The sequence below is a fragment of the Agitococcus lubricus genome (assembly GCF_003051055.1).
GTDB lineage: Bacteria > Pseudomonadota > Gammaproteobacteria > Pseudomonadales > Moraxellaceae > Agitococcus > Agitococcus lubricus.
This window is the reverse complement of the sequence record NZ_QAON01000012.1, coordinates 48,626-75,080: the sequence shown is the minus strand read 5'-3', so window position 1 is coordinate 75,080 and position 26,455 is coordinate 48,626. Positions and strand designations below refer to the sequence as shown.

The following is a 26,455-nucleotide window of genomic DNA, read 5'->3' as shown; positions in this document are numbered from 1 at the left end:
TTATGACTAGTCCTCTACTGGTGATTGAACAACTTAATCGTATTTATGGCTCAGGTGATACGCAAAGTCATATCCTAAAAAATATTAGCTTTAGTGTTGCACAAGGAGAATTTAGCGCCTTGATTGGTCAATCGGGTTCAGGTAAATCGACATTACTCAATCAAATCGGTCTATTAGAGCAAGCCTCTAGTGGCAGTATTAGACTGGCTGGGCAATATACAGAAAATTTACAGGACAATGAGCGTACCGCACTCCGTAATCAAACTTTGGGTTTTGTTTTTCAATTTCACCACTTAATTTCGGCGTTTAACGCTATCGAAAATGTGATGATGCCCATGAAGATTCGTGGCATCCCCGAAGCTCAACTCAAAAAACGGGCATTCTATTTATTAGATAAAGTGGGTTTAGCCGAACAGGCTTACCGCTTTCCACAACAATTATCAGGGGGACAACAACAACGTGTTGCTATTGTTCGTGCCTTGATGGCACAGCCGTTATTAGTTCTAGCCGATGAGCCAACAGGGAATTTAGACTCGCAAACCGCAGACCAGATTTTTGCACTATTACGTACCATTAACCAAGAAGACGGGACGAGCTTTTTAATTGTCACCCACGATATGCAATTGGCCAAACGCTGTGACCGTCAATTAGTATTAAAAGATGGGTATTTGGTAAGTGATAGTTATGCTGCCTTGCCCTAAGCTGTCCCGTGCTTGACCGCTTTACACCTCTTTTTTTACACCTCTTTTTTTGGCATCAATAGACAATTCGCCTGATTGCACTATCCTGTAAGGTAAGTACTCATCCCTGCACCGATATGAGACCTGTTTATGGCGTTACACTCCCCTTTATCGGCACTTGAGCCACTTATTGACAATGGCAAACCCCGTTTTGGTTATTTTGACGATGCCTTATCTATCATCAATAGCCATGACTTTTCTTTTCAGAACCCTTTTGGCGAACAGCGTTCATCGCTAGCACGCTGGCTGAGTCATAAAGAATTTCAATATTTTGGTGGCATGAGTGAACGGTATATTTTTGGTTGCGCATTGGCTAACTTAGCTTATGTGGCCATGGCATTTGTTTATGTATATGACATTCAACATCAGAAATTATGGTCAAGGTCATGGCGTAGTCCATTAGGCGTAGGGTTTCATTTTGCAGACAATCCCTGTGAAGGTGAGACTCGCTTCAAAATTCCATTGATTGTCGATATTTGCTTAGGTTATCAAAAACAGCCTCGTCAAAAAACCTTACTTATACAGTGTAAAGAACTCACGCTCGAAGCGCGTATGACTGAAGATAACCTTGAACCGATGTCTATTTGTACACGCACAGGTTATAACGGTTGGGCGTATACCGCTAAATCTGCTGGTCAACCGCTCTTTGGTTTTATTAAGCTCCATCAAGAACAAAGTGATTTAGCCAGCATCGGTGCCTATGGCAGCTTAGATTTTTCGACAGGTTTTATGCGTCGCGAAACGTGGTGGAACTGGGCGTGCTCGGCAGGCGTAGTCCAACGTGGCGATTTTACAGGTCAAGCTCTTGGTCTTAATTTATCTACAGGGGTCAATGAAACCAGTTTTAGTGAGAATTGTTTTTGGCTAGGTGGGATTTGTTATCCTTTAGCACAAACACAGTTTGACTTTAACCAGAAGAATATTAACGAGCCGTGGCGTATTCGTACGCATGATGGTGTGGTCAACTTACAATTTAGCCCATTGGGAATGCACCGCGAAAAAGTACGCGCTGGTCTGCTAAATACCCATTTCCGTCAACTGTTTGGTGAGTTCAGCGGTTGTATTATATTAAATCAACAAGAAATATGCTTAGATGGTTTAAAAGGCTTTGTTGAAGACCAATATATCAAGTGGTAAAACCAGACTAGTCTTTTAATGGTGAAATATAAGTTAAGTAAAGGTGTGCTTATGCGTTTGTTATCACTCGTCTTCGGACTGCTGTTAAGTGTCAATGTCATGGCCGCAGAATGGGTAGGCTCTCCTGCACCTGCCTTTGCTTTGCCTGACCAAAACGGAAAAATTCATCGTTTGGCTGACTACAAGGGTAAATGGTTAGTGTTATATTTTTATCCTAAAAACCATACAGGTGGCTGTACAGAAGAAGCCAAACGCTTTAGAGACCAATTCACCACTTACAAACAACGCGGTATTGCCATTGCGGGCGTTAGTGTTGATAGTGTGGAATCACACAAAAAATTCTCTGATGACTTAAAACTACCCTTTACTCTTTTATCAGATAGCGGCAAAGTTTTATCAAAACAACTCGGCGTACTCAATGGTTTTGGCCCCATGAGCTTTACTAGTCGTGAAACTTTTTTAATCGACCCCCAAGGCAATATTGTTTACCACTACGATAGTGTCAGCCCACACAAACATGCCACACAAGTTTTAGAAGATGTGGCACGTTTATCGAAGTCTTAGTAAAATAAAAATGCGAGCGTGTTCTTCCATAAAGTCAAGACTTTGATGCTAGTAAGCGCACGCCTCTTGGGATGGTTTAATTGCTATATTCTCTCTTGCTCATTCATTCTCGGCTAACCCCCACAACAAATGACTATCAACCAATAATCGGCTGTAATCTTCGGCCAAACTTAATTTTAGCAAATCACGTTGCTGACAGGCCTCGACATACTGACGCATACTTAACAGCCAATCATTAATACTCACTTCGCCCAACTGATAGGCTTTAACAAATAACTGACTATTGGCTTGTTGCTGTGTGACTAAGTCTTGTGCCTGTTGTAGTTGCTGTTGTGCTGCCGACAAACTCAATAAGCGTTGTTTGGTTTCTTGTGTCAAACGTTGTGCCGTTTGTTGTTGTTGATAATGGGCTTGACTGGCTTGAGCTTGTGCCATATTCACTAAGGATTTAAGCGCAGGATTAAACAACGGCACACTGACACTTAAGCCGATAATATTTTCTTGGCCAGCTTGCTCACGGCTATAAGTAATCCCTAATGTGGGGTCAGGTTTTTTTTCTAAAGCCACACGCTGTGCATGTAAATCCTGACGTTTACTATGCTCTTCGGCCAGTTCTAATTCGTGGTTTGCGGCTAACACTTGTTTAATCCATGTTTGCTCATCGCCCAAATTTAATTGACTGGGTATTTGACTTAAATCTATATGGCTTAACGGTTGGCCACGATAATAACGCTGTAAATTTAACTGTTGTTGTGCTAATTCGGCGTGTTGCTGTTGACGTTGCAAGGCCAACTTTGCCCGCTCTTGCTCAACCAATAGTCGCTCTAAACGAGGTGCATCACCTGCACTAATGCGTTTATTAATCACTGCTAACTGTTTATCTAATAAGGCTAATTGCTCATCTATACGTTGTAAATTCGCTTGCGCTTTGCTAACCGCAAACCAATCAGCCAATAATATTTTTGCTGCTTCGTGCCACGCATCACCACGACTGAGCTGAGCGATGCTTAGTGCCGTTTGTGCCAGTTGTTTATCCATCGCTACTTTGCTGGGCAAACGTAGACGTTTTTCTAAACCCATAGTTTGTTCTACACTATTTAAATTAGCTTGATTATTACGGCGTTGTTGTAAGGCAAACCTTGCTTGCCAAGGGTCTTCACCCTGAATTAAACGCTGGGCATTAGCTCGTTCATAGTCCATGGTTGCTTGATTGGCTTGTACCATCGGATGTTGCTCTAGACTTTGACGCACCTCATTTTCGGGCGGTAATAAAGCACTAAATGGCATCTCCACTTGCGCCCACATCACATTCGGCAACAAAGCACTCAGCAAAAGTATTTTTTTCATCTTAGACCTCACTCAAACGGCCATTCGCCAACACAGGTGTTAACCAATATTGAATATCAGGCGAGATAAATTGTTGACGAATATGGGCTAATACCGCAGACACATTGTCTTGGGCTAATACCATCATCACCAATTGTCGTTGGGTTTGACCTAAGACTTTTTCTAAGGCTGAACCATAGTGTTGTTGTGCACCAAAACCTGCTGCATCGACAATGGTACAACCCGAGACTAAGTGTGGCACTAAGCGTAAATGATCTAAAAATTCGGCACGAATCCGCGCGCTAATGTTCAGTTGTAATAACACTTGCTGATTCATGATTAACGCTCCACGCCAAAGCGACGAAATAAATTAGGCAACAACACCAAGGTTAATAAGGTACAACTGACTAATCCGCCAATCACCACCACCGCTAAAGGTTGTTGAATTTCCGAACCCGGCCCTGTGGCAAATAACAACGGCACTAAACCAAAAGCAGCGATGCTAGCGGTCATCATCACAGGCCGTAAACGGCGCATAGCTCCTTGTTTAACCACAGTAGCGACGTCTAAACCACGCGCCAATAATTGATTAAAATAACCAATCATCACCAAGCCATTGAGTACGGCAATGCCCATTAAGGCAATAAAACCCACTGAGGCAGGCACAGACAAATATTGTCCTGTGATCGCTAAAGCCACTACGCCACCAATCAAGGCAAAAGGAATATTGACGAACACTAAGGCGGCTTGGCGTACTGAGCCTAAGGTGGCAAATAATAAGAAAAATATCATCGCTAAGGCGGCAGGAATCACCGTCATTAACCGTGCGGCGGCACGTTGTTGATTTTCAAATTGTCCACCCCATGCCAAACGATAACCAACAGGTAATTTAATCTGTTGTTGGACTTTGGCTTTGGCTTCGTCGACAAAACCCACCAAGTCACGGCCTTTGACATTGGCGCGAATCACTGACATCCGTGAGGCATTTTCACGCTCAATTTTGACTACACCTTCATCAGCTACTAACTTGGCCACTGAGGACAACGCAATGCTTTGGCCATTGGCTAAAGGCAGTTGCAGTTGACTAAAGGTTTCGGTGGATAAACGCAGGGCCTCTGCACCTCTCATCACTAACGGGGTGGGTTTGCCTTGCTCTAAAACACTGCTAATGGTTTGTCCTTCGACTAAGGTTCTTAACATCGCCTGAATGTCTTCACTGCTTAAACCCACCCGACCTGCGGCCACACGGTCAATTTGGACTTGTAAATATTGCACACCCGAATTTTCTAAGGTCATTACGTCTTCGCTGCCCTGAATGCCTTGTAAAATGTTGGCAATTTGCTCAGCAATTTGGCTTAGCTCGGCCAAGTCTGAGCCATACACTTTAACCGCCAAATCACCACGCACCCCTGACAACATTTCTGAGGTACGCATTTCAATGGGTTGGGTAAAACTAAAATTTACCCCTGCGACATCAGCAATCACTGCACGCACTTGGTCAATGATTTGTTCTTTATTTTTGGCTTGCCATTGCTCTTTGGGTTTTAACACCAAAAAGGTGTCAGTTTCATTTAAACCCATGGGGTCTAAACCCAATTCATCTGAGCCTGTTCTGGCGACAATACGTTGAATATCAGGCACTTTGGCTAAAATACGTTGTTGTACATCTAAATCGATGGCTGTTGAGCTATTCAGTTGAATGGATGGCAGTTTTTCCAATTGCATAATAATGTCGCCTTCATCCATGGTTGGCATAAACGATTTACCAATAAACGGAAACAAGGCTAATGCGCCAACTAAAGCGAGTGCTGCTCCTGTATAAACCCATTTGCTATGCACAAACGACCAGTCCAGCAAACGTTGATAACCCGCTTCTAAACGTGCAACTAGCCACGGCGTATGATGAACTTGAGCCTTTAACACAAAAGAAGCCAACACAGGAATCACGGTTAAGGACAACAACAACGACGCAGACAAGGCAAAGACAATGGTTAAGGCTACAGGTGCAAATAACTTCCCTTCTAAACCTTGTAACGTGAGTAAGGGTAAAAATACCAACATGATAATCACCATGCCTGCGCTAACAGGCACAGCCACTTCTTGCACCGCACGATAAATCACATGCAAAGCTGGCAGCATCGCTTGTTGTTTCTTTTCGATAATCTCGGCTTGATGCGCTTCGATGTTTTCTACCACCACCACAGCCGCATCGACCAATAAACCAATGGCAATCGCCAAACCACCCAGCGACATTAAATTGGCCGATAAACCAAAATAACGCATCAACAAAAACGTGCCTAATGCCGATAATGGCAAAATCACCGCCACCACTAAAGCTGCGCGTAAATTGCCTAAAAACAACATCAACAACACTAACACCAAGACAATCGCTTCGGCTAAAGATTTGGTGACGGTATGAATCGCACGATTGACCAAATCGCCACGATCATAAAACGGTTTTAAGGTCACCCCTTTGGGCAAACTGGCTTCAATTTCTTGCAGTTGATGACGGACTTCACTGACCAATAAACGGGCATTTGCGCCACGTAAGCCCAAAACAATGCCTTCGACAGCTTCACCTTGACCATTTTGGGTGACTGCACCATAACGCGTTAAACTACCAATCTTAACCTCAGCAACATCAGCGACAAAAATCGGCACACCGTTAACACTCGCCACTAATAATTGTTTGAGTTCGTCTATACTGCGAATACGGCTATCACTGCGCACTAAAATCGACTCTTCGTGTTGCACCAAACGGCCTGCACCATCACTACGATGATTGGCCTCAATCGCCATTTGTAATTGTGCCAAGCTCACACCACGCGCCGCTAAAGCGGTGAGATTCGGTGTTACCTCAAAGGTTTTCACATAACCGCCCAAGCTATTAACATCGGCAACCCCCTCAATGCCACGCAAGCGAGGTCTAATCACGCGTTCTAATAATTGGCGTTTATCCATTGGCGATAAATCACCTTCAACGGTAAACATAAACATTTCGCCCAACGGTGTGGTCATTGGCGCAATACCACCACTGGCATTGCTGGGTAAAACATCCATTACCCCTGCTAAACGTTCATTGACTTGTTGTCGCGCCCAATAAGGGTCTGTACCTTCGGCAAAATCTAAGGTAATCACCGCAATCGCGTATTTTGATTGTGAACGCAACATGCTTTGATGAGGAATGCCTAATAACTCTTGTTCGATGGGGGCAACAATACGACTTTCCACTTCTTCGGGTGTCATGCCTGCGGCTTTCATAATAATTTGTACTTGGGTGCTGGAGACATCAGGAAAAGCATCAATTGGCAATTTACTAAACGCAAAATAACCCGAAATTAACAATGCGACACTGAGCAAGATAATCAGCACACGTTGTGCTAAGGCAAAAGCAATCAAACGGTTTAACATGGTTTATTCCCCACCCATGCCCGACCATGCGGCTTTAATTTGCACCAAACCTGTGATCGCAATCGGCATATTGGCTTGTAGAGCTTGACCATCAATCAGCGTTTGCTTATTGCTTTGGCTCAATATGTTGACGGCGATTGGCTCGAAACCCTGTGCCGTTTGTTTAAACACATACCATTGATTATTTTGTTTAACGAGAGCTTGGCTAGGTACTGTCCAACCTTGGCTATTGCTTGACTGAGCCAAAACTTGGGCGCTGACATACTGCAACGGTTGTAGGCATTGTTGTGCTTGTGGCACTGACACCTGAATAATACGGGTTTGGGTATTGGCGGTTAAACCATTGGCTAAACTTTTGACTTGGCCTGTGGCACAGCCTGCCACTTGCACCGCATTACCGACACGAATTTGTTGGGCTTGAGCTGGCGTAGCTTGTAATTGCAACCATAATTGACCATTACGCACCAATTTTACTAAAGGCGTACCTGCTTCAACTTGTTGACCTTGACTGACTAAAACTTCACTCACTACCCCACTTTGATTCGCTTTAATGGTTAATTGTGGGTCTAGTTGTTTACCAGCAACTTTGCCGACTAACTGCATCAGTTGTTGTTTTTGTTTAAGACTCACATCCGCCATGGTTAAGGCATTACGCGCTTCAAAAATGCGCTTTTCGGCAATAATGCCTTCGTTAAATAATTGTTGTTCACGTTGTAGATGTTGAGCAGCGAGATCACGTTGAGCTTGGGCTTGTAACAACTCGCTTTGCCACGTTAACAGTTGTGGGCTATGCAAGGTGGCTATGGTTTGCCCTGCACTAATGGTTTGTAAATTTTCAATACTGAGTTGTTGAATAATGCCCGAGACAGGCGCAGCAATGGTGCTTTGTGCTTGGCTTGACCAAACCGCTTGACCATTCAAGGTCAAATTGCTGTGTGCTTGTGTAGCAGGCAGCAGTTTGGTGGTGGTAATTTTGGCTTGGCTAAGTTGTGTAGGGCTAAAATTAATGGTTTCGGCAAAGGCCACTGTACCTATTACACTATGGCCTAACAAAAAACAGGCTAAAATTTGCTTGTGAACACGCATCATAACATCCAAATTTATGAAATTTGGAGGTCATACTAGCTGTGATAGCTTAAAAGAAACTTAAAACCTGATAGATTTAGTCAACTATTGGGATGAAAGCGGAGTGATTATAAATATTGCTTGCATAAAATATAGCGGCACTACCATCTGCATGAAACATAATAATTTCCTCATTCTGTCCCCAAATCACATATTTTTGTCCCGAAATCACCTTTTACCGTACGCTCGTAATGTAATTTAATAGTCTTGAAGTTGTAACCACATCTTGGCTTAACCGCCACTCACTCCATGTTCAGATTGCCAGACTGCCTGCAAGGAGTGCCGTCATTATCGCTCAAGGCTTGAGAGCATTTATACATCGTTATCCGGATAAAGGTATCCATCATGATTGTAACTAGTTTAAAGAATGCCACTCTCAAAAAATTTCCACTACGTAAGCACATCAAAATCTCTGACTATGTCAGTACTGGTACCATGCCAATTCGCCATTTCAATTTTAATTTTGATGCCAAAGATTTTGATAATAAATTTTATTTACAAAAGGAATGGGCAAGCGCTTACTTTTATGCCCTTTCCATTTTTTTAACCTATGGCGAAGAATTAGTTATTGAAACGGCACGTTATCACCGTGACTTTATTACTGACCCTATCTTAAAACAACGTGTCTCTGCCTTAATTGGACAAGAAGCGTTACACTCTAAATTCCATAATGAATACAATGACATGCTGATTGAGCATCATTTGCCTGTCAAACTATTTCGCTTTTTAGCAGAAAAAGTTTTTGAACACACTTTCTTAAAGTTTCCACAACCGCTCAAATTATCGATGATGGCAGGCATTGAGCACTTTACTGCCGTGCTTGCTGAATACATGATGAAACATGAAGACCATTTTTATTATTCAGATGATGTTAAATCGCGTGGTTTGTGGATGTGGCACATGTTAGAAGAGTCTGAGCATAAAGATGTGGCTTATGACGTTTATCAAATTTTATCGGGCAATTATGCCTTACGTATTTCGGGTTTTGCCATTGCATTTGTCACCATTTTAGGCGGTGTTTCTTTAGGTGCGTTAGCGCTACCCTTTTTCCGCAAGCCGAGTAATTTAGTCAGTTTGAGTTTTTGGAAAGAAGCAAGCACCAGTGCTAGTTTATTATTTGGCAGAAAAAATGGGGTATTTGGTAGCACGATGGGACATATTTTTGATTATTTCCGTCCAGACTTTCACCCCAATGACCACGATACAACGGCCTACTTAAACTACTACAAAAAGAAACTATTTGACCCAGAAATAGGTGCATTGACTCCATTTTTTGTCAAAGAGTTTACCCCTGCTGTACGTGCAGCCTAAACAACACAACTTTTATTACCTTTCACCCCCTATACCATCAAGGTTTGGGAGGTGAATAGGCTAAAACTGATAGAGAGAATGATATATGGGCTTATTTAGCAAAAACAGCAAACCTAGTCAGCAGGCTTATGCCGTGGTGACAGGTGCAGGCAGTGGTATTGGTCAAAGTTTTGCGTTGGAATTAGGCAAACGCGGTGGCACGGTGGTTTGTGCCGACATTAACCTAGCGGCTGCCGAAAAAACTGTTGCCTTGTTAGCCGAACACGGTGCAAAAGCCTATGCCGTTGCCTGTGACGTAGGCCAAGCTGAACAAGTTGCTGCCCTAGCTGAACAAGCCGAACAGTTAATGCAACACCCAGTCACCTTAGTGATTAACAATGCAGGTGTGGGTTTGGGTGGTAAATTTGATGAGTTATCCCTCGAAGACTGGCAATGGGTGACACACGTGAATTTATGGGGTGTGATTCACGGTTGCCATTATTTTGTCCCTAAGTTTAAAAAACTTGGACATGGGGCAATTATTAACGTCGCCTCAGCCGCAGGTTATACCGCTGCTCCTGAAATGACCGCTTATAACGTCACCAAATCAGGGGTTTTGGCTTTATCAGAAACCTTATTTGCCGAATTAAAAAAATCCGACATTAAAGTAAACGTACTTTGCCCAACTTTAGTACCAACAAATATCATCAAAAATGGCCGTATTCCCAGTCGTTATTCGGGCTTAGCTGACCATGCTTTGATGAACTTTGCCATGACCACCAGTGAAGCCGTTGCCAAGCTGACGTTAAATCGTTTGGATAAAGGCAAGTTGTACACCATTCCGCAATTAGATGCGAAATTATTTTGGTTAATGAAACGGGTATCGCCGAATTTGTACACCAAATTTTTAGGCTTTTCCTATTCGTTTTTCAAATAACTCACTGATGATTTAGAGACTTAACATGACTAATCAAGCCCATATTTATGACACCTTCATTGTCGGTGCAGGTATTTCTGGTATTGCTGCCGCGATTCGTTTACAAAAAGTTGGCTATAACAACTTCAAAATCATCGAAAAAGCTAGTCGTGTCGGTGGTACATGGCGTGAAAACACTTACCCTGGTTGTGGCTGTGATGTGCCTTCCGCCTTATACTCTTACTCGTTTGCGCCCAGTGCCAAATGGAGTCACTTGTTTGCTAAACAGCCCGAAATTTTGAGTTATTTAGAAGAAGTCAGTGAAAAGTTCAATATTAAATCGTTGATTCAATTTAATACTTCTTTAGAAAATGCCGCTTGGGATGATAGTCGTCATTTATGGGTTTTAGACACCAATCAAGGTCAATATTTAGCAAAAACCTTGTTGTGTGCAACAGGCCCAATTACCGAACCACAAACACCACGTTTGGAAGGTTTAGAAACATTTACAGGCGAAATGTTCCATTCAGCCAAATGGAATCACGATTATGACTTAACAGGCAAACGTATTGCCGTGATTGGTACAGGGGCATCCGCCATTCAGTTTGTGCCACAAATTCAACCTAAAGCCAAAGAACTGTATGTTTTTCAACGTACCGCACCGTGGGTATTACCCAAACCAGATATGAATTTGAACGATTGGGGCAAGTCGATTATTGCCAAATATCCTGCAATTCAACAAACATGGCGTAACAGTGTTGCTAAGTCATTAAATGCGATTAACTTTGGTTTACGCAACCCAATTGCGCTTAAACCCGTCAATGCTTTAGGTAGACAATTACTCAAGCTACAAATCAAAGACCCTGTATTACGTAAAAATGTCACACCTAACTTTACTGTCGGCTGTAAACGTCTTTTATTTGCCAACAATTACTACCCTGCTTTGCAAGCGGCGAATACCCGTTTGATTCCTCACGGTTTAGTCAAAATTGAAGGCAATACTGTCGTTGCCGCTAACGGCGAACGCCATGAAGTCGATGTGATTATTTGGGGTACAGGTTTTGAAGTATCTCACCCACCCATTGGTAAAAAAATTCACAATGCCGATGGCCAACGCCTGTCTGATTTATGGAAAAACAGTTCACCCGAAGCCTATTTAGGGACAAGTTTAGAAAATGTCCCCAATGCCTTTTTAATGCTTGGCCCAAATGTGTTGGTCTATGATTCATTTATTGGTTTAGCCGAAGCCCAACTCGACTATATTGTCGATGGCTTACAACAAGTCAAAGCCAAAGGTATTAGTAAATTTACCATTAAACCCACAGTGTTACGTCGTCATAATGAAGAAGTGCAGAAACACTTGCAAACTACCGTATTTAATAGTGGTGGTTGTAAGAGTTATTACTTAGATGCCAATGGCCGTAACTTCGCGGCATGGCCGTGGTCATTAGCCACGCTTAAACAACGTTTAAGCAGCTTAAAATTGCCAGAGTACGATGTCGTGTATGGCAATACAGCTAACGCACCAACCAAAGCCAAAAGCAAAACAAAAACTGTTGCCGCTTAGTTTCTCTTAAAGCTAAAGCCTCTTCGGTATCTCACGGAGAGGCTTCTTGATTTCCCCTTCCACTTCGCATCACTTCCCATTATTTTTCGTGTTGCATATTTGTTGATATGCTAGCCCTATACTATCGTTGGTAGACATTCATTCTTATAATTTGTTCTATTCTATACCGATTTAGGGACTCATCATGGCTAAACGACTACACGCTTTGTGGTTATCGACAAGTCTTCTACTCGTCAGTGCTTGTACTTCTGTACCTCAAAGTACCTATTATGTCTTTGAAAAAAATACTATTTGGCAACTGAGTGCAAAAGCCAAGTTAGAAGCAGGCCAAGACAAAATTATGATTTATGTCAATCAAGAACTCGCTATCACAGGTTTACTGAGTCCACAAAAACCCAAAGCCACCTTTCAAGGCGCGTATCGGCAATATCCTATGACGGCTGAATGTGAGTTGGTTGCTAATGGATTAGTATTTGACCATCATTGTGCTATTCAAGCACAAGGAAAGTCGGTCACTCATTTGACGTTTTAACGCCGCATCTATCTAAGCCAATCTGAGTTCGGGATAAAATCAGGTTAGAGTATGTTCCATAAAAAAAGCCACGGTTAACGTGGCCTTTTTATCATGCAACTTGGCATTACAGAATGAATTTTCCTATTTGCCAAAACACAGCCGAAATTAAGGCACTACAAGGAATCGTTAATATCCAAGCCCACACAATAGAGCCTGCAATCCCCCAACGTACTGCCGAAAAGCGACGTGTCGCCCCTACGCCCACAATTGCCCCTGTAATGGTATGCGTGGTTGATACAGGCACACCTAACGCAGTTGCGGTAAACAACGTCACTGCGCCACCTGTTTGCGCACAAAAGCCGCCCACGGGACGTAGCTTGGTAATTTTTTGCCCCATCATTTTAATAATGCGCCAACCACCAAAGGCAGTTCCCAAGCCGATAGCGGCATAACACGCAACCACGACCCAATAAGGCACATGTTCATCTTGCCCTGTAATACCTGCCGCAATCAATAACATCCAAATAATACCAATGGTTTTTTGCGCATCATTACCACCATGACCAACAGCATAAGCAGAGGCGGATATTAACTGTAAACGCCGCGACCAACGGTCAACTTTACGTGGGGTACTCTCTCTGAATAACCAAGACATTAACAATAACATCAAGGAACCCAATAACATGCCCAATAAGGGGGATAATAAAATAAAGGAAACCGTTTTCACTAAACCGCTAGAAATTAGCGAAGAAAAACCCGATTTAGCCACGGCTGCACCGACTAAGCCGCCAATTAAAGCATGTGACGATGAAGAGGGAATACCGAAATACCATGTAATAATATTCCAGACAATTGCACCTACCAACGCGCCAAAAATCACATAATGGTCAATCACCGAAGGTTCAATCGTACCTTTACCAATCGTTGCCGCGACTTTCAGCTCAAAAATAAAAATCGCACCAAAATTACAGACCGTGGCTAACATCACCGCTTGATATGGCGTTAATACACGTGTCGAAACAACCGTCGCAATGGCATTTGCAGCATCATGAAAGCCGTTCATAAAATCAAATGCTAACGCAAGGATGACAAGAAAAATTACGACACCCAGTGTCATCTGTACATGTTCCATCAGTGCATCCTCTTAGGAATTTTCTAAGACGATGGCTTGCAATAAATTACCTACATTATCGCAATAATCGGTCACACTCTCTAAACGCTCATAAATGCCTTTCAGTTTAATGAGCTCTTTGACATTGTCTTCTTCACGAAATAATTTGGACATGGCGGTACGCAAGACCTCATCAGCTTCATTTTCTAGACGGTCTATGTCTCGACAAACGGCTAATATTGCGGTGGCATTATCCATATTGCTTAATAACGCAACGCCTTCTGCTACTTTCGCCGCCGCTAACTGAATAATTCGACCAAACTCAATCGCTTCTGGGGTTGCCGTACGTACATTATAAACACGCATGGTTCGCGCTGCGTTTTGAATCATGTCTAAGACATTATCGAGTTGAGTGGTCAACTGATGGATTTCGTCACGGTCTAAAGGGGTAATAAACGTAGAATGCAGCAAAGCGACCGTTTGATAATTGATTTTATCGGCACGGTCTTCAATGGTATCTATTTCTTTGGCAAAAATATCAGCTTGTGCTTCTGAGTGATTTAATGCAGACAGCATAGCCACTAATGCCTCTGCACCCAGTTTAATTTCGTGTGCTTGTGCATTAAACAAATCAAAAAACTTGACTTCTTTAGGCATAAATCGAGCAAACATCAGGATTGACCTACACAGTTGACAATGAGGGCGCTAAGTTTAACATTAGCTGTCATATTATTGTCATAATAATGTCATCTTAATGTCATATAAGGCTTGAGGCTTCGTGTAAGCTCTCGCCACATACGCGCCTCAAAAACGCCATTTGCTGATAAAAACTCCATATCCTCGGTCTTAAGGTAGATTTTTTAGCATAATCAAATGTTAGACGTTTTAGAAAACAGGCGTTAATTTTGATTAAAATCAGCTACGATAAATCGTGGCTAGATGGTGGGATGGCAGCTCACAATACAACACTCATCAGAGGAATATGAGCGGCGGTGTTTTTTCTCCTTATGCGTCGTTGGGGAGTCCTACTGTCTACATAGCCGACTCGCCTCAACGTTGCCAATAGCTCACGCTATAGATTCCTAACACTGTCATTAACAAAGAACCGCCCACATGACTGAACATTAATAGACACATCCAGCCCCAACGCTGTTGCTGTACTAAGGTTGTTAGCTCTAATGAGAACGTTGAAAATGTGGTTAAGCCTCCTAAAAAACCTGTCATCACAAATAAACGCCACTCTGGACTCAACTGAGGCAACTGGCTAAATAATGCAAAAAATACCCCGATTAAATATCCGCCCAGTAGATTCGCCAGCAAGGTACCTAAAGGGATATAAACAACGATATGATTGAATGCCAGACCCAACAACCAACGTAACACGGCACCTAGGGCTGCTCCCAAACTAATAGCGAGGATAGAATTCAACATAAGTATAGTTCTCCAATCGCTCATCATACACCGTGCTGACAAAAGCTCGCTATACTGCTTAAGCAGAATCCGATTTTTGATAGGTTGATTATGGCCTTACATCACCCACATGACCATGACCATAAATTAAATGACACTCAACACCTCAATCGAGCTTTTTTGACGGGAATAAGCCTGAATATGAGCTTTGTTTTTATTGAGGTTTTTTATGGTTGGCAAGCGAATTCCTTGTCTTTGTTAGCCGATGCTGGGCATAACTTTAGTGATGTCTTCAGTTTATTATTAGCGTGGTTTGCCTTATGGTTAAGTCAATTCGCTAACACACATCAGCGCAGTTATGGTTGGCGTAAGTCATCTATTTTAGTTGCACTGTTAAACGCCTCATTACTGATAATGGCAATGGCGATGATGGCAATTGAGGCGATTCAACGTTTACAACACCCGACACCTGTTGCTGGCCTGACGATGATGATTGTGGCTAGTATAGGCGTATTGATTAATGGCCTGAGTGCCTTACTGTTTTTAGGTGATAGTCAACATGATATCAATATAAAAGCTGCATTTTGGCATTTGCTCAGTGATGCCCTGATTTCTTTGGCGGTTGTTGTCGCGGGTTTGGCGTATTTAGTTTGCGCGTGGACATGGATAGACGCCGCGCTGAGCTTGTTAATTGCACTGGTGATTGTGATTGGCACTTGGCCATTATGGCGTGAATCCTTACATCTCGCTCTTGATGGCGTACCTAGTCAAATTGACTTCGATGATATACGTCACTACTTATTGACTTTAGCGAATGTAGAAGCCGTCACCGATTTACATATTTGGGCTATCAGCAGTTCAGAAATCGCCTTAACCGCCCATCTCGTCGTCCATAAATTGGAGAATCCAGATGACTTTTTACGTACGATTCATCACCAACTACAAACCGACTTTGCCATAACACATATTACGATTCAAATGAGTCGCCAAGCCTTCGCTGCTTGTAAGGCTGAGTGCTGATGATATCGTCGTGACGGTTTGCAAAAAACCGTATTTTTAGCCTAAGATGTATTAATACAAAAAAACATCAGCAACCTTAGGGTCTGTTGACGTTTTGCGTGTGAGCCGCGTTGCTGATAAAAATTGCCTCAGGCAAGGCACAAAACGCAGTTAATAGTCGTTCTATTGGCCAGTTTTGTAACGCAGAATGAGTCAATTTTTAACGCAACCCACAGGGAAAGAGCTATTTTTTGAGGCTACTTTGTTGTTCGTCGCTTATTTGGAATAACCAAACTACGCGATTCACGCCTCGTATCCTCTAAAAAATAGTCTCTTTCGCAACCACAATCAAAACGTCAACAGACCCTATAGGTTATGTGGGATTATCTTTTTATATATAAAGCATGTTATTAACCCCTATTTTTAAGGAGAAGAGCGATGCCTAAACAATTATTAGGTGAAAAAATCGCCGAAGCACGTTCCATCTTAGCGTTACATCCCCTGCCACCACCCCATATCGAAAACTTACAAGCACAGTTATGTGACTTAGAATTGCATTTACAATCACACGAACAAGCTGACTATGAGCGTTTGGCGAATCTATTACGTGCTGCTGAGGCCGAATTGGAGGTTGACCATCCTATTGTCGCGCGGGTGATTGGCAGTATTGTCAAAACGCTGATGGATATTGGTATTTGAATATAGGGTCTTGCCCAAACAGATACCGTCAACCCTACGTGGTGAGATATCAAAAACGTGATTGATACCACGTAATCATCGCTTTTTTCTATGAGTGCCTTATGAATCTTATCGAGTTTCACTTTGATAGTTAGAGTAAATACTCTACAATCGTGCCATTTTCTTGTGTGACATTCAGGACTGCTAATTTAGGCGGTGACGTTATGTCCCGCCCGATGATAACGATAAGAGTACACATTAATGAGCATAAACTATCAACACCTTGCGATTTCTCGACGTTCCTTTTTGCGCTTAGGCGTCGTGGGAGCGGCCACTGTAGCTAGCGTGGGTACAGTCGCCAGTCTTTCAGGTTGTAGCCAACAACCCACGACACTAGCGAAAGGTTTTTCCTTTTTACGCACCGAAGATTTAGCCCTTTTTACAGCCCTCATTCCTGTGGTGTTGGGTAATTTAGTGCAAACAGATAGCCATAATTATCAGGCTTTAGTTGTCAATATTCTCAAAGGGGTTGACGGTGCTTGTGCCAATTTAGGTGTCAAAGCACAAGGTGAAATTTACAAATTGCTTGACTTATTAGCAGGTCGTATCACCCGTTGGCTCACCACAGGCATTTACGGTGATTGGATTAAAGCCAGCCCAGATGATATGAACAACTTCTTAGCACGTTGGCATGGTAGCTCTATAGCCCCCTTTAATGCGGGCTATCGTGTACTCAGTAAATTAGTCAGCGTCTCTTATTTTGGCTTACCTGAATCTAGACAACACGCAGGCTACAGTCCGTTAGCCATGATGTATCAAGCGGTGAATAGCTAAACCCCCCTTTTTCGACTCTGATAATGAGCACTTAAATCAGCCTTTCCCAAGAAGGAATATCTTATGGCGATTGATGATATTTATACCGCAGGTATTGCCAGTGGTTGGCAAGTCAAAGACGCGTCTACCTTTACGCAAAATATGAGCTTTGACGCTGATATTGTCATTATTGGTACAGGCGCAGGTGGCGCAACGGCTGCCGAAATCCTCACACATGCAGGCTTTAAGGTGCTGATGGTCGAAGAAGGCCCCCTAAAAACCTCTGCTGATTTCAAAGATATGGACGAGGCACGTGCTTACCGCGAGCTATATCAAGAAGCGGCAGGCCGTGCGAGTAGCGATGGTGCTATCGCTATTTTACAAGGGCGAAGTGTTGGCGGCACCACCGTGGTCAACTGGACAGCCAGTTTTAGAACACCCGCCGAAACACTGAAACACTGGGCATCTGCGCACGGTGTAAAAGGTCATAGCCCCGAAGAAATGGCACCTTGGTTTGCCAAAATGGAACAGCGTCTCAATATCAGTCCGTGGGCAATGGCACCTAATGCCAATAATAAAGTCTTACAAGATGCCTGCGCCAAACTAGATTGGGAATGGCATGTCATTCCACGCAATGTTGCAGGCTGCTGGAACAGTGGCTATTGTGGCTTTGGTTGCCCTGTTAATGCCAAACAATCCATGCTAGTGTCTACCATTCCCAGTGCCTTAGCGGGTGGAGCACAACTGATTCATCGTTTACGCGTGGAAAAAATTCAATTTAATCAAGACCAAGTCACAGGTCTGTTGGCGTTAGCCTTAGATAATAAAGCCAAACAAAAAACGGGTATTGAAGTCACACTCAAAGCCAAACATTATATTTTAGCGGGCGGTGCACTCAATAATCCTGCCTTATTATTGCGCTCCAATGCCCCTGACCCACATCAACGGGTCGGTAAACGCACGTGTATTCACCCTGTTGTCCTGACGATGGCGCAAATGCCACAAGAAGTAAATCCTTTTTATGGCGCACCGCAATCTATTGCTTCTGACTATTTTCAGTGGCGTGATGGGGCAACAGGTAAAATGGGCTATAAATTAGAAGTGCCCCCTATGTTTCCTGCCATTGCCAGTGGTGTTTTTGGAACTTACGGCAAACCATTACAAGAAGAGATGGCCATGTTACCGCATACTAATGCCATGTTAGCCTTAATGCGCGATGGCTTTGTTGACGACAGCCAAGGCGGTGAAGTTGTGATTGATGACGCGGGTGCACCTGTTCTCAATTATGACATCAGTGATTATATTTGGGACGGTGCAAAACGTGCTTATTTGAGTATGGCCGAAGCGCAATTTGCCGCAGGGGCAAATAAAGTCAGACCTGCACATTTAGATGGCCAATGGGCCAGCAGTTGGGCAGAAGCCAAGACACAAATCGAAGCCCTACCCTATAAAAAATTCCGTACCGCATTATTTAGTGCGCATTTAATGGGCGGTTGCGCGATGGGTGAAGACGAGAAAACCAGTGTCGTGAATAGCGAAGGCTTACATCATCAACTCAAGAATTTATCGATTTTTGATGGTTCGGTGTTTCCAACCAGTATTGGTGCTAATCCACAGTTATCAATTTATGGCTTGGTTGCACAAAATGCGACCCTTCTCGCCAAAAAACTGGGCGGCAAGGTCAGTTAAGCCTGTCTGCTATGCCCGTATACATTGTATAGGCATAGCATCAACTACCCTTGTCTTATGACCCCACATGTAATCTAGTCTGACAACTCATTGCACCAATATCATATTCTTCGGCTAGTTTAGTCATGACGCTATCTGTGCCTGTGAGTTTGCTAAATTGCTGCTGTAATTTAACTAATATCGCATCGCCGCCTACCACATGCTTAGCCACACCTAAATGATAAGTTCGTACTGTGCCATCTAAACGTACACATCCCACAGGTGGCATTTGAAATAAATTAGCACGTTGACCATATTTCATTACCGCAGCTTCTGCCAAAAATACATCGCAAGTTTTTTGTTTTAGGTCAAATACAATATCTTTCATACGTGGTAAGTATTTAATTTTAATATGTTTATTTAAGTTGCCATAGTCATAACCTTCTAAACCACAGACCTGATATTGGCTAAAGTCATTGACCGTTTTTACCCCTAAACCCGTCATATAACGCTCCCATGAATAGACAGCGTCAATATTTAACTGATACCAAGGGCTTGATAAATGCACGTATTTTTCTTGCTCACTGCCCTTACGAACATCTAAGACAATGTCACAGCCTGCACTGGCGGACGGACTATATAGACGTTTTTCTAGCTCCGTTTTAGCAAACGATTTTACCTCATAAGCTACACCTGCTTGACTCAGTAGTTGCTTCGCTAAGTCTAAAGAATAACCCCGTAGTTTACCTGCCCCGTTAATCTTTTCGGAGTAAACAAAAGGTGGGGTGGGTATTTTGTCTACACAAAGTTGTAAAGGCGCAGCCCATAATAGTTGACTCGATACGATGCTCGTTACTGCTAAAAGATATCGCGCAAAGCGCATAGTGACCCTCCAGTTTCAATGATTTATTGTTCTCATATCCTTATGGTCAATAGCTGCCGATATGCGTATCCTTTTATCGTGTGTGCAATTTACTTGCCATGGTGTTATCAACATAAAAGACTTGGCGATAATAACAGTTAGCTGTTAAGACGCTTATTGCAAATTGTTGTTTATACGTTTTTTTCATCTCTACACAAAGTAATAATGTGAAATCCATCACTAAAATTTAGCGTTGTTTTAATAACAAACGCGAATTGTTCTTCTATATCCCTTGACAACTCACCCATCGCCATCTAAATTAGTGTACAAATGTACACCAAGAGATTTGGCCATGAGCGAACATATAGATGCTAATATCAACAAACCTTCAGCTGCTATTCAAGCTATTACTACCGTTGGTTCTATTTGTCATCTCGCCTTACGCGGTGCACAAGAGTTAACTCATTTAGTTGCTGAAGTACACGGGACAATCAATCAATTACCTATGCCGTTTAACAAACAGCATCAACCTGATGCCCGTTATGCGCCTTTCCCCTATCGTATCATCAGTCACAGCTTTGCGCTGTTTGCCAAATTGAGTCGCTTATTTGCAGGCGAACACAAAGAATTTGCCCATCCTCTCGCCATTCGTAGTCAAGCTGCTCTCAATGGGGTATGTGGTGACAAATTAGTCGATTGGGAAAGCCCACTCGCGACGCATCTTAGCCTACGGTCAGAACAAGGCCTATTAATTGAAGATATAAACGCGTGGGCGAATGAACCTGCCAAAGCACATGTTTTATTTATTCACGGTCTATGCCACAGTGATGTCGAATGGCAAGCCGCAGAGAATCATTATCAGTTTTATTGTCAATTAGCGCAATTAGGCTACCAAGTAGCTTGGTTACGCTACAATACAGGGCGCGCCATTCATGATAATGGTGCAGAGCTAGCCGCCTTGTTAAATAGCCATTTTGCTGCCAAAGGTACACCCCTCTTATTGATTGGCCATAGTATGGGTGGATTATTGATTCGGAGTGCTTGTCATTATGCCGAGCAAGAAAATCACAGTTGGCTTAAGCGTTTAACGCATGCCGCTTATTTAGGTTCACCACATCTAGGTGCCCCTTTGGAGCGTTTAGGCAATCAAGCTAATAACTTACTGAATATCACCCCCTATACGCGTCCTTTTATGCGGTTAGGTAATATTCGTAGTCGCGGTATCAAAGACTTACGTTATGCACGTTTGACGCATGACAATGTGTTACCTCATTTATACGAAGGCATATCCCATTTATTATTAGCGGGAGCTATCAGTGAATCACATAGTCAAAATTGGATTGGTGATGGTTTGGTACCTGTCGACAGTGCGTTGGCACAAGATGAACAAGGTTATGTGTTAGATTCGCCTAAAATTCGCCGTGTGTACTTTGACGAGATGAATCATTTAGCGATGTTAAATGACCCTCGTGTCTATCAAGAATTAGCCGATTGGTTAGGTATAGGTATATTGTTAGAAACCATACACTGAGAGATGTGACGTATTTAATAGACGATTAACCTGATGAATGGAATTCATACTCAACAGGCTAACGCGGCCTATCTCATCACATAAAAAAGCGGGCAATACCCGCTTTTTTATGCCTACAGACTTAACGCTCTGCACCATCCATTGACACAGGCTTTTGGTCGATGGCTTGTTGATGGCGTTCAGCTTCTTCATGTATTTGTGCCGCCGTGCGCTTTTCGGACAAACGTCTATCGACAATCCACTTAAAAAAGGTCGGCACAAAAAAGATAGCCAAAAATGTCGCTGCCATCATACCCCCCATCACCCCCGTACCTACCGACTGGCGTGCACCTGCACCTGCACCTTGACTAATCGCCAATGGCAATACCCCTAAGATAAAGGCTAATGAGGTCATCAGAATAGGCCTAAAACGTAAGCGTGCCGCTTCAACCGCAGAGGCAGCCGTTGATAGTCCTTCTTCTTTTTTCAGAATCGCATATTCAACAATCAGAATGGCATTTTTAGCAGCCAAACCTAACAAGGTGACTAAACCAATCTGAAAATAGACATCATTGGTAAAGCCTCGCCCCCATACGGCTGCTAACGCACCAAAGATACCAAAAGGTAAGGCTAATAACACCGAAATAGGCAAAGACCATTGCCCATATAAGGCAGCCAAAATCAAAAATACCATCACTGCCCCTAAACCTAAGGCAATGCTTGATGAGCCTGTCACTTGTTTTTCTTGGTAGGACGCGCCGCCCCAATCATAACTAAAGTCACTGGGCAACACGCGTTGGGCGACTTTTTCGACTTCAGCAATCGCTTGCCCCGAACTCACGCCTGCTGCACCTTGACCAAATAATTTCACTGCGGGCAAATTATTAAAACGGTCTAAACTATCGGGGCCAGCACTGTAACTCATGGTGACCAACGAGGATAGGGGTAACATGTCCCCTTTATCTGAGCGCACCCAAATACTGCCAATATCCTCTGGTTTAGCACGGTATTGTGGCTCGGCACTCATGAGTACTTGCCATGTACGACCGTATTTATTAAAGTCATTGACATAATAAGCACCTAAGGTCGCGGCCAAGGTATCGTAAATTGTGTTTAGATTGACCCCCATTGCATGCGCTTTTTCGCGGTCAACATCAACACGTAACTGGGGGCTATTTGCTCGCCATAAGGTTTGTACACCGCCTAACATTTTGTTTTCATTAGCCGCTGCCATAAACTGTCCCATGACTTCTGCCAGTTTAGCTGCTCCGCCTTCACCGCGATTTTGGATATAAAACTCAAAACCGCCCGCTTGTCCTAAACCCATAATGGGTGGGGGATTAAAGGCTAAGACTAAGGCCTCTTTAATATGACCCGTTTTCATGTACAGCTCACCGACTAACTGTTGGCTGCTCACTTGACGCTCATCCCAATGTTTTTGCGTAACAAAAATAGTGGCTGCATTATTTCTAAAACCGCCGCCCAAAAAGTCAAAACCTGTAAACGCAACCACATCTTCATTGGCTGGATTACTTTTCATAATTGCCAAGACTTCTTGAACCACTTTATCGGTACGTTGTAAGGTTGCGCCATCGGGTAAAATCACTGCGGCAATATAATAGCCTTGGTCTTCATCGGGCACTAAACTATTGGGCGTTATTTTCCATAGTCCGATGGTCACCGCCACCATCGCAATAAATAAGAATGCAGCCACTGCACCCCGCCGAATCATCCATGTTACGCCATTCACATAATGGCCTGTAACACGATGAAACCAGTGATTAAAGGCAACAAAAAAACCACCTAAGGCTTTATGTTCACGTTTGAGAATCAAGACGCATAAAGAAGGTGTCAATGTCAGTGCCACAATACCCGAAATAATGACCGCAATCGCAATCGTGACCGCAAATTGACGATACAATTCCCCCGTTAAACCACCCAAAAAGCCAATCGGCACAAAGACTGCACATAACACCATCACAATCGCAATGATGGGGCTAGTAACCTCATGCATGGCTTTGACAGCGGCATCGTAAGCGCTTAAATGTTGCTCTTGCATAATACGTTCAACATTTTCTAGCACCACAATCGCATCATCAACGACAATACCAATCGCGAGTACCATGCCAAATAAAGTCAAGGTATTGATGGAATAGCCTAACAAATACAAACCTGCAAATGTCCCAATTAAAGATACAGGGACGGCAATGGTGGGAATTAAGGTCGCACGCCAGTTTTGTAAAAATAAGAAGACAACTAAAAAGACCAACACCATGGCTTCGGCTAAGGTTTTTAGTACTTCACGAATAGAGACTTCGACAAACCGTGTGGTATCGTAAGGAATTGAATAACTTAAACCCTCAGGAAAACGCTGTGCGACTTGTGCTAAAGTCTTCTTAACATTATCGCCCACTTCCAAAGCATTCGCGCTCGGTTGTAAAAACACGCCAACTAAGGTCGCAGGCCGACCGTTAATGCGTCCCACAAAATCATAGTCTTTTGCCCCTAACTCTACACGGGCAACATCTTTTAAGCGTAAGGTAGAGCCATCGGGCTGCGAACGAATAATGATATTTTCAAACTCGCTGGCTTCCGATAGGCGACCTTTTGTCGTGATGGTATACACCAACTCCTGACTAGCACCCGTCGGCTGTTGACCAATTTTACCTGCGGCAAATTGGCCATTCTGCTCATTAATGGCGGCGACTATTTCTTGGGTGCTGAGTTTTAATTGCGACAATCTATCTGGCTTTAACCAAATACGCATCGCATAGTCTTTTGCACCAAAAATTTGAACATTGGTCGTGCCAGGTACCCGTTTAACCGCATCTAAGACATTGAGCGTGACATAATTACTGGTATATACATCATCATAACGGCCATCAGGTGAATAAAAGGCTATCACCTGTAAAAAGCTCGAAGAGCCTTTAGTCACCGTTACCCCTTGCCGACGAACCTCTTGCGGTAAACGCGCTTCCGCTTGTTTCACTAAATTATTGACATTTTGTGCCGCTTGGTCAGCATTCGTACCAATTTGGAAAGTCACACTGATGGTCACCACCCCTTGCGAGGTTGAGGTAGACCCCATATACAGCATGCCATCCACACCGTTAATTTGATTTTCTAATGGCGCAGCAACGGTTTGCTCTAGTACTTCTGCCGATGCACCAGGATACACAGCCGTCACTTGAATCACGGGTGGCGCAATTTCTGGATATTGCGCAATCGGTAAATTGCGCATTGCCGCTAAACCTGCCAACATAATAAAAATTGACAAAACAGCGGCAAAAACAGGCCTATTGATAAAAAAACGTGCTAACACGGTTCATCTCCTTAATGGGTGCTAGGTGCAGCAGCATTTGGCGGCGTCGTTGCTTTGGCAACGCTGGCGGCGTCAACAGGCTTAACCACTGTACCAGGCATGGCCTTAAATAAACCATCCACTAAGACACGCTCACCCGCCTGCAAACCACTGTCTATCACCCAAGCCTCGGTGCCGTTAATGGTCGCCCATTCGCCGACCTTGACAGGCCGTGGCTCTATTTTGTTGTCTTTCGTCACTAACATCACCATTTTGCCTGCAGGACCTTCAATTACCGCGCGTTGAGGAACAACTAAAGCATCTACACGTTGCGCACCATTCAGCACTACACGAACAAATTGACCTGGCTTTAATTGACTTTCAGGATTTGGTAAAGCCGCACGCGCTTCGATTGTTCCTGTATTCGGATTAACTGCCATATCGGTAAAATCCAAACGTCCTGCATGTGGATACAGTGAGCCATCCGACAGTTTGATATTGGCCACATATTGACCTTGTGGCGGTAACTTAAAACGTCCTGTAGCCGCTAAATGACGATTTTTTTGTTGTTCGGCATCTGGCAGACCAAAGTAAACATGTGCAGGGTTAATTTGAGTGATGGTGGCTAATAAAATATCCGTACCCGATACTAAGGTGCCTTCGGTTTTTTGTGCCCGTCCGACAATACCGCTAATTGGCGCATCGACACGGGTATAACTTAGATTTAACTTGGCTTGTTTAATTTGAGCTTGTGCAGTTTTGATGTCAGCTTGAGCTATTTGCTGTGCCGATACCGCGTCGTCGTACTCACGCTGAGCAACCACTTTTTGTTCCCACAAGGGTTTAATACGCGCCAAATTACGTTCGGCTTGGCTCAGACGTGCTTGCGCATTCGCCAGTTGTGCTTCTGCGGCGGCTAAGGCGACTTCGTAGGGGGCATTATCTAGGCTAAATAAGGTCTGTCCTGCCTGCACTGTTTGGCCATCATTGTAGTGTCTTTTTAACAAAATACCTGTCACACGCGCCCGAATTTCAGCCTCACGTGAACCTGCGACTTGTGCCGCATACTCAAAACGCACAGGCACTGTTTGTGCCTGCACTGTGACAACAGCCACTTCGGGAGGTGGCATGGCAGGCATCCCCCCTGCATTGGCCGCTCCGCCTGCTGGAGGTTGATTACAGGCTGTTAATATGATTGAGCTGAGTGCCAATAAATAGAGTGGATACGTTAAGCGTGGCAAGTTCATGTAAGCTCCTTGTCAGCTAATGACAATCGAGTGTGGTGGTCGTTGGTGGAATAGAATTGACTTATGCGCTGCAGGTCTGGGCACTTGCCCGTTCATTTAGCATGATACCATTCTAGTGTCTGTTGACGTATTGATTAAAAAACACATCCACAAACACGTGTTCTCATAGGCTAAAAAAGACTTTCTTAAAAGTGTACTGAATCGTTCAAAATGGCTGATACTAACGAGGTTTTAATGAGATTGCTATACTCAGAAGTGCAAATACG

General features: G+C 43.5%; 22 protein-coding genes. 12 read left to right on the top strand and 10 right to left on the bottom strand.

What is annotated here, in order from left to right; all coding sequences use genetic code 11:
- Window positions 1-2: 2 nt before the first annotated feature.
- The 3 genes from C8N29_RS11985 to C8N29_RS11975 all read left to right on the top strand — a co-directional run bounded on the left by C8N29_RS11985 (window position 3) and on the right by C8N29_RS11975 (window position 2,441).
- Window positions 3-701: an ABC transporter ATP-binding protein gene (locus C8N29_RS11985; RefSeq protein ID WP_107866303.1), complete on the top strand. Its 699-nt coding sequence runs from the start codon at window positions 3-5 to the stop codon at window positions 699-701.
- A 129-nt stretch (window positions 702-830) separates the two neighbouring features.
- Window positions 831-1,877: a DUF2804 domain-containing protein gene (locus C8N29_RS11980; RefSeq protein ID WP_107866302.1), complete on the top strand. Its 1,047-nt coding sequence runs from the start codon at window positions 831-833 to the stop codon at window positions 1,875-1,877.
- A gap of 51 nt (window positions 1,878-1,928) precedes the next feature.
- Window positions 1,929-2,441 (top strand): peroxiredoxin, encoded by a 513-nt coding sequence (locus tag C8N29_RS11975; RefSeq protein WP_239987144.1) that lies wholly within the window; start codon window positions 1,929-1,931, stop codon window positions 2,439-2,441.
- A 99-nt stretch (window positions 2,442-2,540) separates the two neighbouring features.
- On the opposite strand, the gene C8N29_RS11970 is transcribed toward C8N29_RS11975, so the two are convergent.
- The 4 genes from C8N29_RS11970 to C8N29_RS11955 are packed head-to-tail and all read right to left on the bottom strand — an operon-like array spanning window position 2,541 to window position 8,267.
- The gene (locus tag C8N29_RS11970; RefSeq protein ID WP_107866300.1) at window positions 2,541-3,788 is read right to left on the bottom strand and encodes a TolC family protein; all 1,248 of its coding nucleotides are present in this window, start codon (window positions 3,786-3,788) and stop codon (window positions 2,541-2,543) included.
- 1 nt (window position 3,789) lies between these two features.
- Window positions 3,790-4,104 carry a DUF3240 family protein gene (locus tag C8N29_RS11965; protein WP_107866299.1) on the bottom strand — a complete coding sequence of 105 codons (315 nt, stop codon included), beginning with the start codon at window positions 4,102-4,104 and terminating at the stop codon, window positions 3,790-3,792.
- A 2-nt stretch (window positions 4,105-4,106) separates the two neighbouring features.
- Window positions 4,107-7,178 carry an efflux RND transporter permease subunit gene (locus tag C8N29_RS11960; protein ID WP_107866298.1) on the bottom strand — a complete coding sequence of 1,024 codons (3,072 nt, stop codon included), beginning with the start codon at window positions 7,176-7,178 and terminating at the stop codon, window positions 4,107-4,109.
- Between the two features lie 3 nt (window positions 7,179-7,181).
- The gene (locus C8N29_RS11955; RefSeq protein WP_107866297.1) at window positions 7,182-8,267 is read right to left on the bottom strand and encodes an efflux RND transporter periplasmic adaptor subunit; all 1,086 of its coding nucleotides are present in this window, start codon (window positions 8,265-8,267) and stop codon (window positions 7,182-7,184) included.
- Between the two features lie 381 nt (window positions 8,268-8,648).
- Between C8N29_RS11955 and C8N29_RS11950 the strand changes: the two genes are divergently transcribed.
- From C8N29_RS11950 to C8N29_RS11935, 4 genes are all read left to right on the top strand, one after another.
- Window positions 8,649-9,614: a metal-dependent hydrolase gene (locus tag C8N29_RS11950; protein ID WP_107866296.1), complete on the top strand. Its 966-nt coding sequence runs from the start codon at window positions 8,649-8,651 to the stop codon at window positions 9,612-9,614.
- An 85-nt stretch (window positions 9,615-9,699) separates the two neighbouring features.
- Window positions 9,700-10,530, top strand: a complete 831-nt coding sequence (locus C8N29_RS11945; RefSeq protein WP_107866295.1) for an SDR family NAD(P)-dependent oxidoreductase — start codon at window positions 9,700-9,702, stop codon at window positions 10,528-10,530.
- Window positions 10,531-10,555: 25 nt separating this feature from the next.
- Window positions 10,556-12,076: a flavin-containing monooxygenase gene (locus tag C8N29_RS11940; RefSeq protein WP_107866294.1), complete on the top strand. Its 1,521-nt coding sequence runs from the start codon at window positions 10,556-10,558 to the stop codon at window positions 12,074-12,076.
- A 184-nt stretch (window positions 12,077-12,260) separates the two neighbouring features.
- Window positions 12,261-12,608 (top strand): hypothetical protein, encoded by a 348-nt coding sequence (locus C8N29_RS11935; RefSeq protein ID WP_107866293.1) that lies wholly within the window; start codon window positions 12,261-12,263, stop codon window positions 12,606-12,608.
- A 106-nt stretch (window positions 12,609-12,714) separates the two neighbouring features.
- On the opposite strand, the gene C8N29_RS11930 is transcribed toward C8N29_RS11935, so the two are convergent.
- The 3 genes from C8N29_RS11930 to crcB form a co-directional block, all read right to left on the bottom strand.
- Window positions 12,715-13,722: an inorganic phosphate transporter gene (locus tag C8N29_RS11930; protein ID WP_107866292.1), complete on the bottom strand. Its 1,008-nt coding sequence runs from the start codon at window positions 13,720-13,722 to the stop codon at window positions 12,715-12,717.
- A 12-nt stretch (window positions 13,723-13,734) separates the two neighbouring features.
- Complete coding sequence (locus C8N29_RS11925; RefSeq protein ID WP_107866291.1) at window positions 13,735-14,373, bottom strand: DUF47 domain-containing protein; 639 nt, start codon at window positions 14,371-14,373, stop codon at window positions 13,735-13,737.
- 378 nt (window positions 14,374-14,751) lie between these two features.
- Window positions 14,752-15,132, bottom strand: coding sequence for a fluoride efflux transporter CrcB (gene crcB, locus C8N29_RS11920; RefSeq protein WP_107866290.1), 381 nt, complete (start codon window positions 15,130-15,132; stop codon window positions 14,752-14,754).
- A gap of 90 nt (window positions 15,133-15,222) precedes the next feature.
- On the opposite strand from crcB, the gene C8N29_RS11915 reads away from it, so the two are divergent.
- The 4 genes from C8N29_RS11915 (at window position 15,223) to C8N29_RS11900 (ending at window position 19,290) form a co-directional block, all read left to right on the top strand.
- Entirely contained in the window at window positions 15,223-16,131 is a 909-nt protein-coding gene (locus C8N29_RS11915) for a cation diffusion facilitator family transporter (RefSeq protein ID WP_107866289.1), read from the top strand.
- A 417-nt stretch (window positions 16,132-16,548) separates the two neighbouring features.
- On the top strand, window positions 16,549-16,809 hold the full coding sequence (locus C8N29_RS11910) for a DUF4404 family protein (protein ID WP_107866288.1): 261 nt from the start codon (window positions 16,549-16,551) through the stop codon (window positions 16,807-16,809).
- Window positions 16,810-17,049: 240 nt separating this feature from the next.
- Window positions 17,050-17,622 carry a hypothetical protein gene (locus C8N29_RS11905; RefSeq protein ID WP_107866287.1) on the top strand — a complete coding sequence of 191 codons (573 nt, stop codon included), beginning with the start codon at window positions 17,050-17,052 and terminating at the stop codon, window positions 17,620-17,622.
- A 63-nt stretch (window positions 17,623-17,685) separates the two neighbouring features.
- On the top strand, window positions 17,686-19,290 hold the full coding sequence (locus C8N29_RS11900; RefSeq protein ID WP_107866286.1) for a GMC family oxidoreductase: 1,605 nt from the start codon (window positions 17,686-17,688) through the stop codon (window positions 19,288-19,290).
- Window positions 19,291-19,345: 55 nt separating this feature from the next.
- Here C8N29_RS11900 and C8N29_RS11895 read toward each other — a convergent pair whose 3' ends face one another.
- On the bottom strand, window positions 19,346-20,152 hold the full coding sequence (locus C8N29_RS11895) for a substrate-binding periplasmic protein (protein ID WP_107866285.1): 807 nt from the start codon (window positions 20,150-20,152) through the stop codon (window positions 19,346-19,348).
- Between the two features lie 331 nt (window positions 20,153-20,483).
- Here C8N29_RS11895 and C8N29_RS11890 point away from each other — a divergent pair, with 331 nt between their 5' ends.
- Complete coding sequence (locus C8N29_RS11890) at window positions 20,484-21,662, top strand: alpha/beta hydrolase (protein ID WP_107866284.1); 1,179 nt, start codon at window positions 20,484-20,486, stop codon at window positions 21,660-21,662.
- A gap of 121 nt (window positions 21,663-21,783) precedes the next feature.
- Here the strand turns inward: C8N29_RS11890 and C8N29_RS11885 are convergent, their stop codons facing one another.
- Both C8N29_RS11885 and C8N29_RS11880 read right to left on the bottom strand, forming a co-directional pair.
- Window positions 21,784-24,963: an efflux RND transporter permease subunit gene (locus tag C8N29_RS11885; RefSeq protein ID WP_107866283.1), complete on the bottom strand. Its 3,180-nt coding sequence runs from the start codon at window positions 24,961-24,963 to the stop codon at window positions 21,784-21,786.
- An 11-nt stretch (window positions 24,964-24,974) separates the two neighbouring features.
- A complete protein-coding gene (locus C8N29_RS11880; protein ID WP_107866282.1) occupies window positions 24,975-26,189 on the bottom strand; it encodes an efflux RND transporter periplasmic adaptor subunit in 1,215 nt (404 codons plus the stop codon).
- Window positions 26,190-26,455: the final 266 nt, after the last annotated feature.